The sequence below is a fragment of the Nocardiopsis sp. NPDC006198 genome (genome assembly GCF_040613895.1).
GTDB classification, from domain to species: Bacteria; Actinomycetota; Actinomycetes; order Streptosporangiales; family Streptosporangiaceae; genus Nocardiopsis; species Nocardiopsis tropica.
Window position 1 is genome coordinate 1 of record NZ_JBEXSY010000108.1, and the last position, 12211, is coordinate 12211.

The following is a 12211-nucleotide window of genomic DNA, read 5'->3' on the forward strand; positions in this document are numbered from 1 at the left end:
GGCCCCCGCCCCCCCCCCCCGCCCACGCCCCCCGCCGTCACCCACCCGCCCCGGGGGGGCCCGCCCCCCCCCGCGCCCCCGCGGCCGTCGCCTCGCGGTCCCTCCCGGCCCGGACCTCAGGCGCGCTGCCGGTTCTGGAGCCACCCCCACACAGCGGTGGCGACGAACAGGATCGCGCCGATGACGGCGAGCCAGACCAGCCCCTTGATCACCACGCCGATGATGGTGAGGATCAGCCAGATCGCCAGCAGTACCAGGATGAGGTAGACCATGTCGCCTCCTGAGGATGTGCGTTCTGTGGGGGTGGCCTACCCGTTCGCCGGGGTTCCGCACATCACGGGCCGCGGGGAGGGCCCTCAGGGCCAGGTGCCGTCCACCACGGTCCCGTGGTCGGGCTTGTTGCTGTCCATCCACGCCTGGCGGTTGCGGGCGTAGGAGAGGGCCCAGTCGACCTGGCGCCGGTGCAGCTCGGCGAGGTCCGCCGAGGCGAGCCCGGGGTGGCGGGCGCCGATCTCCTCGGCCAGGGCCAGTGCGGCGGACGCGTCGCCCCGGGCCGTGTGGGCGTCGGTCAGCTCCACCCCGTAGTACTCGCACATGGCGCCCAGGTTGCGCTTGCCCTTGCGGTAGGGCTCCACCCCGCGGTCGATCACCAGCGGGTCCACCACGGGCGCGGGAGGCCCGCCCAGGCGCTCCTCCAGGGAGGCCAGGCCGTACCGCCGCAGTTCGCAGGAGAGGACCCGCAGGTCGTAGGGGGCGTTGAAGACCACGAGGCCCTGGTCGGCGGAGAGCTGGTCGGCCAGGGCCCCGGCGATCTCCTCCAGGCACTCGGCGGCCGGCCGTCCCTCGGCCCGGGCCCGTTCGGTGCTGATCCCGTGGACCGCCACCGCCCCCGCCGGGATCTCCCGCTCGCCGGGGCTCACCAGCCAGGTGCGGGCCCTGCCCTCGCGGTCCACGAGGGCGGCCGACACCAGGAAGGCGGTGTCGGGGTCGCGGGAGGAGGTCTCGGAGTCGAAGCCGAGCAGGGGGGTGGTGTGCCAGCCGGGGTGCGCGCCCCGGGAGGGCGGGACGGGGCGCGGCTCGTGCTCGGCGCAGTAGGTGAGCCAGCGGCCGTCCCCCTTGAGGACGATCCCCTCGCCGGTACCGACGGCGACCTGGCAGGTGGTGCATGTCCCGGGGTAGCGGTTGCGCATGGATTCCTCTCGGCCGGATGGTCGGCACTGCTGTGAGCAGCGGCGATGTTTCATCGTAGAGCGGCTCTGCGACAGTCGGGGAGGGGGTGGGAGGGGCGGTGCCGGTGGGGCGCGTGTGTGCGGGGGCCTTCTTCTGGGGAGGGGAAGGGCATGAGTTTGGAAGAGGCATCACGTCAGCTGGAAGCAGCCATCCACGACGCACGGGTTTCCTTCGACTGCATCCTGTTGGAGGAGCTCGACCGCGCGCACACGAACGCGATCACCGCCAGAGCCGCGGTCGACGCGGCGGAGCAGGCCATCAGGGTGGAGTTCGAGAGGCGGGAGGCCGCCAAGGAGGACTCGTCGGAGACGACGGGGACCGCCGACTGACCCGCCGTCGAATCGAACATATTTTCGATCAAAGGGTATGCTGGTCGGCATGCCCGATCAGCCGCTGACGCCGGACTGGCCCGCGAGTGTTCACCCGCCCGGGTCGGACTCCTTCGAGCAGACCGCCCTCGTGTGGCTGTTCGACCACGTGCCCGCCGACTACCGGCTGCACGGGGTCCTGCGTCGTCATCCCGTAGCCCTCTCCCGGCTGGCCCGCCAGTACGTCTCCGCGGCGCTGGAGGCCGCCCGGGAGGGGTACCGGACCGCACGGGTCGACCTCCGCGACCACCTGCCCCCGCACGCGCTCGACCAGGTGATGAATGCCTACCTCGCGGAGGGGCAGCGCATGGCGGGGGTCCTGCGGTCGGTCGAGGCGGTCGACGCGGCGCTCCGCTCGGCCACCGGCGAACGGGGCGCGGATGTGTGAGCGCCCCGACGCGGGACCGCGCACGGGGGCGGTGTCCGGGCGCGGACGCCCCGGACACGGGACGGCGGCCGCCGCGCGCGGGCGATCAGGCGGTCACCCGGACCACCACGGCCACCTCGTCCCCGGTGTTCACCAGGAAGTGGTGTCCCCGCGCGGCCCCTCCCACGGGTGCGCCGACCACGCGGGCCCGGCCCTCGGCCAGCTCCGAGGCCGAGCGCATCTGCCCGTCGGGGGCCGACGCGATCAGATGGGCGCGACCGCTGACCAGGTAGAGGACCTCCATGCCGTGCGGACGCGCGGGGTGGTCGGCGGGGCCGGACACGAAGCTGTTGGGTTCGAGGGCCACGGTGGTCACCCGCAGCCGGCCGCTCGCGTGGCGGCGGGCGGCGCGGGGCGCCGGCTGCCAGTGCCCCCGCCGGGTCGGCCACAGGGTGGGTCGGCGCAGCGAGGACGCGGCGCCGCGGGCGGCCGCCACCAGCCGGCCCAGGGTCGGCAGGCGTCGTTCGCCCAGGTGGGCATAGCCGGAAGGGCGTCCGGCGTCCACCACGTCGCCGATCCCCTCCAGCGAGACCGGCCCGGGGGCCGGGGACGGGGTGTCGGAGGGGCGGCGGGCGGCCGGCGCCGACACGGCGGACGGCGGGGCCTCGGAGGACGGGAGAACGGCGGTGGGGTCGAGAGTGCGCTGGGGCATCGTGAGAGGATCTTTCCCGTGTGCGCGCCCGTGTGTCGGGAACGCGCGGATGTCGTCGGTGGGTCCCGGCGGGCCGGGCGGCAGGTGCGAGGTCTCCGCGCCTACGCGTGGAGACGGGAATCACCCTGCGGGATGCGCCCCGTGTCCGGACCACACGCCGAGGTGGTCGGATCGGAGGGGCACGCGGTTGAGCGACGGCGTACGGAGACGCCTCAGAATCGGCTCAGCGACGACAACACGGACACGCCGCACAGGCCAGGTGGCAGGGGGCCCCGGGGGCCGTGCGAGCCGTGGCGTCGGTGCGGGTGCGCGGATACATAGGTGCAAGGACACCAGCAAAGTCCGGGAGGAGTCAAGCCATCGTCGGGAATCGCGCGTGTCGGCCACCTCACCCCGGAGGAGCGCCGGGTGTGTTGCGGGTGGCGCTGCGCGGTGGTGACATGTGGAGCCCGAGTACGGCGTGCGAACACCGCCGGAGCGGGCACCATCCCCCAGCCGTAGTGACAGGAGCGGCCGTTATGGCATACCTCCCCAGAAGGCACAGTTGAACCCCGAGACCCCGGGGCTGTGGGCGCGTGTGCTCGTGCGCGCGCTCGTCGTCGCGGCCGCCGCGGTGATGGCGCTCGGCTTCCTCGGACCGGGCGCGGCCGTCCTGGTCGCCGCGCTGACCGCGCTGACCTTCGTGCTGCTGTGGCTGCGCGCGCGCCACCAGAGGTCCTCCCGGCCCCCCGGCGGAGCCCCCCGCCCCCCGGAGCCCCGGGGGCCCCGGGACGCGGACTGAGGGGCCCGCGCGCACCGGTTCCTTCGGTTCGACGGGCGGAGTGCAGGTACGGCACGTCTTTCGACAAAGGGGGATGTGCCGCCCGCCGCGCCGCGTAGATTCTTGGTCTATGACGGACCAGGATCTCCTCCACGCCCTGCGCTCCAGTCGCATACCGCGGGCCGACGCCTACGCGAGGCTGCTCGACGCCTACGGGGAGGAGCTCTACCGGCGCTGCATCCTGGTCCTGCGCGACCGCGACGCCGCGCACGTGGTGCTCAGGGACACGCTGATCGCCGCCCGGGCGCACATCGGTCGGCTGGAGGAGCCCGAGCAGCTGGGGGAATGGCTGCACGCCCTGGCGGAGGCGGAGTGCGCCAGGCGGCTCGCGTCCGGCCTGCGGACGGCCGCGCCGGTCGGGATGTCCATGCCCGAGAGGACCGCGCTGGTGCCGGTCCGGGTGCTCAACGGGATGAGCGGGCCCGAGCTCGACGGGTACCGGGCCCACGTGGCCGCGCGCGCCGACCACTTCGACCGGAACGGGTTCCCGGTGCGGCCCGACGGCCCCCTCCGGCTGCGGGGGGTGGTGGCCCTGGCCCCCGTCGCGCTGGCGGTCGTGTGCGCCCTGCTCCTGGTCGCGTTCGCCGGTTTCGTGCTCGCCCGGGACCACGCCCCCGAATCCGCCCCGGGGGAGGCGATCCCGCAGAGCCGGAGATGACGCCGGCCGTCCACAGCCCCTACCGGGGCGGGGCGAACCGGGGTTTCATGGATACAGGGGGGCCGACGGCCCCGACGGCACCGGCGTGCCCCGACGGCGGAGGGCCGGTGGGAACGTCCCCACCGGCCCTCCGCCGGCACAGCCGGACCACGCGTCGGCGACGCCTACTTGTCGCCCTCGGTGTCGGAGATGTGCGAGCTGTCGCCGTGCGCCCCCGCCTCCTCCGCGCGCTTCACGGAGGCCACGATCTCCTGCTCGGCCTCGTGGCGGCCCACCCAGCTGGCGCCCTCGACGGACTTGCCGGGCTCCAGGTCCTTGTACACCGTGAAGAAGTGCTCGATCTCCAGGCGCTCGAACTCGTTGACGTGGTGAATGTCACGAAGGTGCTCCTGGCGCGGGTCCGTCGCCGGAACGCAGAGCAGCTTGTCGTCACCACCGGCCTCGTCGCGCATCCGGAACATGCCGATGGCGCGGGCCCTGATCAGGCAGCCCGGGAAGGTCGGGGCCTTGAGCAGGACGAGGGCGTCCAAGGGGTCGCCGTCCTCGCCGAGGGTTCCCTCGACGAAGCCGTAGTCCGCGGGGTAGGTGGTGGAGGTGAACAGCATGCGGTCGAGGCGGATACGACCGGTCTCGTGGTCCACCTCGTACTTGTTGCGCTCCCCCTTGGGGATCTCGATCGTAACGTCGAATTCCATGCTGATCTCGGCTCCCAATGCGACTAATGTCGCCGTATAACAACAACGTCAGGCCGCGACACCGAAGGAAGGGCAGGTGCCCCGGGTGCGACGGGTACGAGGCGAGGGACTCCTCGCACTGGCCCTGCTCAACATATTCGTGCTGATTGCCGGGTTCGTAGCCCTCGACGTGATCGAGGCTCGGCCGCTTCCCGCAGTGCCCAACCCGGTCACGAACGCCGAGGGCGCGGCGGCGGCGGAACCCGCGGCCTCGACTCCGGCGGACCCGGAACGGATCGCGGACATCCTTGATGATCCCATGTCGTCCCCGGGGCTCGAGGAGGGCCTCTCCGGTTACGTCGTCGACGGAACGACCGGTGAGACGCTCTTCGAGAGTGACGCGGACACGCCCGTGACCCCCGCTTCGACGACCAAGATCGCCACGGCCGTCGCCGTCCTGGACACCGTCGGCCCCGACCACGTGCTGCGCACCGAGGCGTACCTCGACACCGGCGCGAACCGGGTGGTGCTGCGCGGAGGGGGCGACACGACCCTGACCGCGACCGCCGACTCCGCAGCTTACCCGCAGGTAGCCACACTGGAGGAGCTCGCGGCGCGCACGGCCGAGGCGCTGGCGGCGGAGGGCGTCGACGCCGTCTCCCTGGGCTACGACGACTCGCTGTTCGCCGGCCCCGGGACCCCGGAGGGCTGGAAGCCCAACTACGTCCCCGAGGGCAACGCGGCCCCGGTCACCGCACTGATGCTCGACTCCGGCCGGGTCTCCCCGGAGGCCAGCGGCTACGGCTCGCGCACGACGGAGCCGTCCCTGCACGCTGCGCGGGCGTTCGCCGAGCAGCTGGAGCGGGCGGGCGTCGAGGTCGAGGGCGAGCCGTCGGAGGCCACCGCCTCGGGCGAGCCCGTGGCGTCGGTGGAGTCGGCGCCGATGGCCTCCCTGGTGGAGTTCATGATGCTCGCCAGCGACAACATCCTGGCCGAGTCCATGGGCCGGATCACCGCGATCGAAACGGGGGAGGAGCCCACCTTCGACGGCGCCACGGCGGCCACCGAGCGGATCGTGTCCGGGCTGGGCGTCGAGGGCGTCTCCCTGACGGACAACAGCGGCCTCAGCACCCGCAACCGCATCACGCCGCGCGCCCTGGTCGAACTCCTGGAGCTGGTCGCGAGCGGCGAACGCCCCGACCTGGGCGCGGCGGTGACCGGGCTGCCGACCGCCCACGCCACCGGCACCCTGGCCGGGCGCTACACCGAGGGCTCCTCCGCCCACGACGCCGCAGGCCTGGTGCGCGGCAAGACGGGCACGCTCAACGGGGTGGCCACCCTCGCCGGAACGGTCCACGACCGCGAGGGCAACGTGTTCGTCTTCGCCTTCATGGCCAACAACCCGGCGGCGAGCGGCTACCAGCTCGACTCGCTGCCCGCGGCTCTCAGCCGCTGCGGCTGCTCCTGACCCCTGCCGCCCCTCCGCTCCGGGCTCCCGGAGCGGAGGGGCGATTCGGCCGGTCTCAGGGGTATCCCTGGGGGCACCCGGAATTCCGACCCTGATCCCCGTGCCCTCCGCCGCTGCGTGGGTAGGCTGGCGGTGTGACTGTGATCGACTGGGACGTAGCCGTCAACACCGGTGTTCGCCTCGTGCGCCCTGGGCCGCAGGTGGACCTCTCCGACGCACGGCAGGCCGTGGCGCAGTTGCGCGAGCTCTCCACCGTGGCGGCCGGGCACGTGCGCGACTTCACCGGAATGAACCCCCTCGAACCAGCGGGACCCGCGGCCGTCGTGGACCGCCCCGGCTGGATCCGAGCCAACGTCGACGGGTTTCGAGTGGTCATCGAACCCGTACTCGAGCAAATGGGCGCCGACCGGCTCAACAACAGCCCCGCCGGGAACCTGACCAGCGCGGTCGGGTCCCGGATCACCGGGATGCAGCTGGGAGCGATGCTCTCCTACCTGGCGGGGAAGGTCCTCGGCCAGTACGAGCTCTTCCTGCCACCGGGCCCCGACGGCGCCGTCTCGACCGGCCGTCTGACCCTGGTGGCGCCCAACATCGTCAACGCCGAACGCGAGATGGACGTCGACCCCCGGGACTTCCGGCTGTGGGTGTGCCTGCACGAGGAGACCCACCGCATGCAGTTCACGGCCACGCCGTGGCTGCGCGGGCACGTCCAGGGGCTCATGCAGGAGCTCCTGCTGTCGTCCGACATGAACGCGGGCGACCTCATCGACCGGCTGCGCGCGGCCGGCGAGGCCGTCGCGGACGCCGTCCGCGGGGGCGGGGAGACCAGCCTCATCACCGCGATCCAGAGCCCGGAGCAGAGCGAGATCATGGACCGCGTCACCGCGGTCATGAGCCTCGCCGAGGGGCACGGCGACTACGTGATGGACGCCGTCGGACCCGAGGTGGTGCCGACCGTCGCCACCATCCGCGCCCGCTTCCAGAAGCGCCGCGAGTCCGTCAACCCCCTCGACCGGATCATGCGGCAGCTGCTGGGCATGGACATGAAGATGCGCCAGTACGAGGAGGGCGCCGCCTTCGTCCGCGCCGTCGTGGCCGACGTCGGCATGGCGGAGTTCAACAAGGTGTGGACCTCGCCCGAGACCCTCCCCACCCTGGAGGAGATCCGGAACCCGCACACGTGGGTCGCCCGGGTCGTCCGCCCCGCCGCCATCACCGAGTGAGCGGGCCGCCCCCCGCCGTGGCCGCGGTGCGCTCTGCGGTCCGGCGGGCGCTGTCCGCCCTGCCCTCCGGCGCCACGGCGCTGGTGGCGTGCAGCGGCGGCGCCGACTCCCTGGCACTGGCGGGGGCGGTGGCCTTCGAGGCGCCGAGGTCGGGGAGGGCCGCGGGCGCGGTCACCGTCGACCACGGGCTCCAGGAGGGGTCCGCGGCGCGGGCGGAGGCGGTCGCCCGCGTCCTGCGCGGGCTCGGGCTCGACCCGGTCCTGTCCAGGAGGGTGGAGGTGGGCGCGGACGGGGGGCCGGAGGCCGCCGCGCGCCGTGCCCGCTACGACGCCCTGGAGGGCGCCGCCGCCGCGCACGCCCCCGCGGTGGTGCTGCTCGGCCACACCCTCGACGACCAGGCGGAGACGGTCCTGCTGGGGTTGGCGCGGGGGTCGGGGGCCCGCTCCCTGGCCGGAATGGCGCCGCGCACCCGCGGCTACGCGCGCCCCCTCCTCGACCTGGACCGCGCCACGGTCCGCGAGGCGTGCGCCCTCATGGGCCTGGACCCCTGGGAGGACCCGCACAACCTGGACCCCCGCTTCGCCCGGTCGAGGGTGCGCCACGACGCGCTGCCCGCCCTGGAGAGGACGCTGGGGCCGGGGATCGCCGCGGCCCTCGCCCGTACGGCGGCGCTGCTGCGGGCCGACGCCGACACCCTGGACTCCTTCGCCGACGCGCTGTACGCGCAGGCGGCCGAGACGCCCGCCTGCCTCCCGCCGGTCCCCGCGGCCCCGGTCGGGCCGGAGCTGGCGGTGGCTCCGCTGGAGGCGGCCCCCGACGCGCTGCGCACGCGCGTGCTGCGCCGCGCCGCACTGGCGGCCGGCTGCTCCGCGAGCGCGCTGACCGCCCGGCACGTGCGCGAACTGGACCGCCTGGTCGTCGACTGGCGTGGCCAGGCCCACATCGACCTGCCCGGGGGCATCAGGGGGCGGCGCTCCGCGGGCCGTATCCGGTTCGAGGCCGGAGCCCCCTGAACCCTCCCCGCCTGCCCGGCATGTCCGACCTGCGCGGACGCCGAGGGGGCCGGGGGCCGCCGGTCGGGGGCCGTACCCGTGTTCGGCACGTTTATCCTGGTTGCCGCAAACGGGGAACCCAGCAGCGAGGACAGTGAGCGTGGACGCTAAGGACATGGGTCGGGACCTGGAGAAGGTCCTGGTCACCGAGGAAGAGATCAACGCGCGCCTGGCGGAGCTCGGTGCGCGGATCGACGCGGACTACGCGGGCAGGGACCTGCTGATCGTCGGAGTGCTCAAGGGCGCGGTCATGGTGATGGCCGACCTGGCCCGGGTGCTGCACAGCCCCGTCTCCATGGACTGGATGGCGGTGTCCTCCTACGGTGCGGGGACGACCTCCTCCGGTGTGGTGCGGATCCTCAAGGACCTGGAGACCGACATCAAGGACCGCGACGTCCTGATCGTCGAGGACGTCATCGACTCGGGCCTGACGCTCTCCTGGCTGGTGGGGAACCTCAAGTCGCGCGGGCCCAGCTCGGTCGAGGTCTGCACCATGGTCCGCAAGCCGCTGGCCTTCGACGTCGACCTCGACGTCAAGTACATCGGCTTCGACCTGCCCAACGAGTTCATCGTCGGCTACGGCCTCGACTACGCGGAGAAGTACCGCAACCTGCCGTTCATCGGCACTCTCGCCCCGCACGTGTACGAGGAGTAGCCCCCCGGGAACGCCGCCGCGCGGCCCCCGCGCGGCGGTGGGAACGCTCACGGGAACAACCGGGCGGGGTGCCGTCGTTGCTCTCATGACGACCCCGCGTCCGGCTTGCCGAGCGGTGCTCCCGCCCGGTGGGGTGCGGTGTACCGTCGAAGGTCCCGGCGTTCTCGCGGGGAGCCACGTGTCCGTTTGGTCCTGCTTCGGATAGTCCTCTGGGGCGGGCGGCCTGGTCAGGAGGGACGGACCCGACAGGGTTCCGCTCACATGAATCTGAAGCGTTTTTTCCGCGGCCCGTGGATCTGGGTCCTGGCCGTCGGCCTCATGCTCATCATCGGTTTCCGCGTCTTCGACGTCGGTGGCGGACCACAGCCCACGGAGACCGACACCTCGACCGTCTACCAGCTCATCGAGCGGGACGAGGTCGACAACGCCGAGATCGTCGACCGCGACCAGCGCATCGTGCTGACCACGACCGACGACGAGATCTACGAGGCGTACTGGGTGGAGGGGCAGGGCCTCCAACTGGCGGACATGCTCCAGGAGTCCCTGGAGACCGAGGGCAGCAGCCTCGAGTCCTACGAGGTCACGGTCGCCACGACCTCCGTGTGGACCACCGCCCTGTTCAGCCTGCTGCCGCTGATCATCATCATCGTCATCTTCTGGTTCATCTTCAGCCAGATGCAGGGCGGCGGCTCCCGGGTCATGAACTTCGGCAAGTCCAAGGCCAAGCTCATCACCAAGGACACGCCCAAGAACACCTTCTCCGACGTCGCCGGCGCGGACGAGGCGATCGAGGAGCTCCACGAGATCAAGGAGTTCCTCCAGAACCCGTCCAAGTTCCAGGCGATGGGCGCCAAGATTCCCAAGGGCGTGCTCCTGTTCGGCCCGCCCGGAACCGGTAAGACCCTGCTGGCCCGCGCCGTCGCGGGCGAGGCGGGGGTCCCGTTCTACTCCATCTCCGGCTCGGACTTCGTGGAGATGTTCGTCGGTGTCGGCGCCTCCCGTGTGCGCGACCTGTTCGAGCAGGCCAAGGCCAACGCTCCCGCCATCATCTTCATCGACGAGATCGACGCCGTCGGCCGCCACCGCGGCGCGGGCATGGGCGGCGGCCACGACGAGCGCGAGCAGACCCTCAACCAGATGCTGGTCGAGATGGACGGCTTCGACGTCAAGGGCGGCGTCATCCTGATCGCCGCCACGAACCGCCCGGACATCCTCGACCCGGCCCTGCTCCGCCCGGGGCGCTTCGACCGGCAGATCGTCGTCGACCGCCCCGACATGGACGGCCGCCGCGACATCCTCAAGGTCCACTCCAAGGGCAAGCCGCTGGCAGACGACGTCGACTTCAACGTCATCGCCCGCCAGACCGCCGGGATGACCGGCGCCGACCTGGCCAACGTCATCAACGAGGGCGCGCTGCTGTCCGCCCGCGCGGACAGCACGGTCATCACCCACGCGGTCCTGGAGGAGGCCATCGAGCGCGTCATGGCCGGTCCGGAGCGCAAGACCCGGGTCATGTCCGACCAGGAGAAGAAGATCATCGCCTACCACGAGGGCGGCCACGCCCTGGTGGGCCACGCGCTGCCCAACTCGGACCCGGTGCACAAGATCACGATCCTGCCGCGCGGCCGTGCCCTCGGGTACACGATGTCGGTGCCGACCGAGGACAAGTTCCTCACCTCGCGCTCCCAGATGATGGACCAGCTCGCCATGATGCTCGGCGGACGCGCCGCGGAGGAGCTCGTCTTCCACGAGCCCACCACCGGCGCGGGCAACGACATCGACAAGGCCACCAACCTGGCCCGCAACATGGTCACCGAGTACGGCATGAGCGAGCGCCTCGGCGCGCGCAAGTTCGGCTCCGGCAACACCGAGCCCTTCCTGGGCCGGGAGATGTCGCACGCCCGCGAGTACTCCGAGGAGATCGCCTCCATCATCGACGAGGAGGTGCGCCGCCTCATCGAGTCCGCGCACGACGAGGCCTACGAGGTCCTCGTCGAGTACCGGGACGTCCTGGACGACCTGGTCGTGGCCCTGCTGGAGAAGGAGACCCTCACCAAGACCCAGGTGCTGGAGATCTTCGCCCCGGTGACCGAGCGCCCGTCGCGGGGCTCCTACACCGGCTACGGCAAGCGCCAGCCCTCCGAGCGGCCACCGGTGCGCTCCAAGAAGGAGCTGGCGGTCCTCAACGGGGCGGAGGTGCAGACCCCGTCCGCCAACGGCCGCCTGCCCGAAGCCCCCTCCACCGGCACCGAGGGAGGCGACGCGTGAGCGGAGCCGGCGAACTGCCGCCCAGACCGGTGGACCGTCCGCGCATCGAGCGCGCGGTCAGGGAGATCCTCATCGCGATCGGCGAGGACCCGGACCGCGACGGCCTGGTCAAGACCCCGGAGCGGGTGGCGCGCGCCTACGAGGAGCAGTACGCGGGGCTCGGCCAGAAGCCGGGCGACGTGCTCACCACGGTCTTCGAGGCCGACCACGAGGAACTGGTCCTGGTCAAGGACATCGAGCTCTACTCCACGTGCGAGCACCACCTGGTGCCGTTCTACGGGGTCGCGCACGTGGGCTACATCCCGGGCGCCGACGGCCGCATCACGGGCCTGAGCAAGCTCGCCCGGCTGGTGGACGTGTACGCGCGCCGCCCGCAGGTCCAGGAGCGGCTCACCGGCCAGGTCGCGGACGCGATCATGGACCACCTCCAGCCCCGCGGCGTGATCGTCGTGGTCGAGGCCGAGCACCTGTGCATGACGATGCGCGGGGTGCGCAAGCCCGGGGCCCAGACCGTCACCTCCGCGGTGCGGGGGATCTTCCGCAGCAGCGACCGCACCCGGTCCGAGGCGATGAGCCTGATCCTCGACCGGCGCTGAGGGCGCTCCGGGGGCGGAGCCCCCGGAAGTGACGTCGCGGACACCCGGCCGGGGGGGGGGGGGGGGGCGGCCCCCCCCCCCCCCCCCCCCCCGCGGGGGGGGGGGGGGGGGGGGGGGAGC

Annotated in this window: 14 protein-coding genes; 10 read left to right on the forward strand and 4 right to left on the reverse strand. The window is 72.6% G+C overall.

All coding sequences use genetic code 11. From position 1 onward, the window contains the following. Window positions 1–116 precede the first annotated feature (116 nt). Both ABZ234_RS33150 and ABZ234_RS33155 read right to left on the reverse strand, forming a co-directional pair. Window positions 117–272 carry a hypothetical protein gene (locus ABZ234_RS33150; RefSeq protein ID WP_267946874.1) on the reverse strand — a complete coding sequence of 52 codons (156 nt, stop codon included), beginning with the start codon at window positions 270–272 and terminating at the stop codon, window positions 117–119. 84 nt (window positions 273–356) lie between these two features. After that, window positions 357–1190: an exonuclease domain-containing protein gene (locus tag ABZ234_RS33155; protein ID WP_355014675.1), complete on the reverse strand. Its 834-nt coding sequence runs from the start codon at window positions 1188–1190 to the stop codon at window positions 357–359. Window positions 1191–1340: 150 nt separating this feature from the next. Between ABZ234_RS33155 and ABZ234_RS33160 the strand changes: the two genes are divergently transcribed. Both ABZ234_RS33160 and ABZ234_RS33165 read left to right on the forward strand, forming a co-directional pair. Beyond that, window positions 1341–1559: a hypothetical protein gene (locus ABZ234_RS33160; protein WP_267946872.1), complete on the forward strand. Its 219-nt coding sequence runs from the start codon at window positions 1341–1343 to the stop codon at window positions 1557–1559. A gap of 37 nt (window positions 1560–1596) precedes the next feature. Further along, a complete protein-coding gene (locus ABZ234_RS33165) occupies window positions 1597–1986 on the forward strand; it encodes a hypothetical protein (protein ID WP_267946871.1) in 390 nt (129 codons plus the stop codon). An 85-nt stretch (window positions 1987–2071) separates the two neighbouring features. On the opposite strand, the gene ABZ234_RS33170 is transcribed toward ABZ234_RS33165, so the two are convergent. Next, window positions 2072–2677, reverse strand: coding sequence for a hypothetical protein (locus tag ABZ234_RS33170; protein WP_352983697.1), 606 nt, complete (start codon window positions 2675–2677; stop codon window positions 2072–2074). Between the two features lie 544 nt (window positions 2678–3221). Here ABZ234_RS33170 and ABZ234_RS33175 point away from each other — a divergent pair. Together ABZ234_RS33175 and ABZ234_RS33180 are read left to right on the forward strand one after the other, a co-directional pair. Then, the gene (locus ABZ234_RS33175; RefSeq protein ID WP_267946869.1) at window positions 3222–3458 is read left to right on the forward strand and encodes a hypothetical protein; all 237 of its coding nucleotides are present in this window, start codon (window positions 3222–3224) and stop codon (window positions 3456–3458) included. A 109-nt stretch (window positions 3459–3567) separates the two neighbouring features. Next, window positions 3568–4155 carry a sigma-70 family RNA polymerase sigma factor gene (locus ABZ234_RS33180; protein ID WP_267946868.1) on the forward strand — a complete coding sequence of 196 codons (588 nt, stop codon included), beginning with the start codon at window positions 3568–3570 and terminating at the stop codon, window positions 4153–4155. 164 nt (window positions 4156–4319) lie between these two features. On the opposite strand, the gene ABZ234_RS33185 is transcribed toward ABZ234_RS33180, so the two are convergent. After that, window positions 4320–4850, reverse strand: a complete 531-nt coding sequence (locus tag ABZ234_RS33185) for an inorganic diphosphatase (RefSeq protein WP_267946867.1) — start codon at window positions 4848–4850, stop codon at window positions 4320–4322. Window positions 4851–4926: 76 nt separating this feature from the next. On the opposite strand from ABZ234_RS33185, the gene dacB reads away from it, so the two are divergent. From dacB to folE, 6 genes are all read left to right on the forward strand, one after another. Continuing rightward, entirely contained in the window at window positions 4927–6297 is a 1371-nt protein-coding gene (gene dacB, locus ABZ234_RS33190) for a D-alanyl-D-alanine carboxypeptidase/D-alanyl-D-alanine-endopeptidase (protein WP_355014676.1), read from the forward strand. Window positions 6298–6437: 140 nt separating this feature from the next. Then, a complete protein-coding gene (locus ABZ234_RS33195) occupies window positions 6438–7520 on the forward strand; it encodes a zinc-dependent metalloprotease (protein WP_267950543.1) in 1083 nt (360 codons plus the stop codon). Beyond that, entirely contained in the window at window positions 7517–8533 is a 1017-nt protein-coding gene (gene tilS, locus ABZ234_RS33200; protein ID WP_344177074.1) for a tRNA lysidine(34) synthetase TilS, read from the forward strand. The genes ABZ234_RS33195 and tilS overlap by 4 nt, the downstream gene beginning before the upstream one ends. A gap of 139 nt (window positions 8534–8672) precedes the next feature. Beyond that, the gene (gene hpt / locus ABZ234_RS33205) at window positions 8673–9227 is read left to right on the forward strand and encodes a hypoxanthine phosphoribosyltransferase (protein WP_267946864.1); all 555 of its coding nucleotides are present in this window, start codon (window positions 8673–8675) and stop codon (window positions 9225–9227) included. Window positions 9228–9488: 261 nt separating this feature from the next. Then, window positions 9489–11495, forward strand: coding sequence for an ATP-dependent zinc metalloprotease FtsH (ftsH, locus tag ABZ234_RS33210; protein WP_267946863.1), 2007 nt, complete (start codon window positions 9489–9491; stop codon window positions 11493–11495). Next, complete coding sequence (folE, locus tag ABZ234_RS33215) at window positions 11492–12091, forward strand: GTP cyclohydrolase I FolE (protein ID WP_267946862.1); 600 nt, start codon at window positions 11492–11494, stop codon at window positions 12089–12091. The genes ftsH and folE overlap by 4 nt, the downstream gene beginning before the upstream one ends. The last annotated feature ends 120 nt before the right edge of the window (window positions 12092–12211 follow it).

Bases quoted from the DNA above. Each gene is read 5' to 3' on its own strand.
- ftsH (WP_267946863.1), top strand. From the start codon at position 9,489: ATGAATCTGAAGCGTTTTTTCCGCGGCCCGTGGATCTGGGTCCTGGCC.
- ABZ234_RS33165 (WP_267946871.1), top strand. From the start codon at position 1,597: ATGCTGGTCGGCATGCCCGATCAGCCGCTGACGCCGGACTGGCCCGCG.
- ABZ234_RS33150 (WP_267946874.1), bottom strand. From the start codon at position 272: ATGGTCTACCTCATCCTGGTACTGCTGGCGATCTGGCTGATCCTCACC.
- ABZ234_RS33180 (WP_267946868.1), top strand. From the start codon at position 3,568: ATGACGGACCAGGATCTCCTCCACGCCCTGCGCTCCAGTCGCATACCG.
- ABZ234_RS33185 (WP_267946867.1), bottom strand. From the start codon at position 4,850: ATGGAATTCGACGTTACGATCGAGATCCCCAAGGGGGAGCGCAACAAG.
- ABZ234_RS33160 (WP_267946872.1), top strand. From the start codon at position 1,341: ATGAGTTTGGAAGAGGCATCACGTCAGCTGGAAGCAGCCATCCACGAC.
- ABZ234_RS33155 (WP_355014675.1), bottom strand. From the start codon at position 1,190: ATGCGCAACCGCTACCCCGGGACATGCACCACCTGCCAGGTCGCCGTC.
- ABZ234_RS33170 (WP_352983697.1), bottom strand. From the start codon at position 2,677: ATGCCCCAGCGCACTCTCGACCCCACCGCCGTTCTCCCGTCCTCCGAG.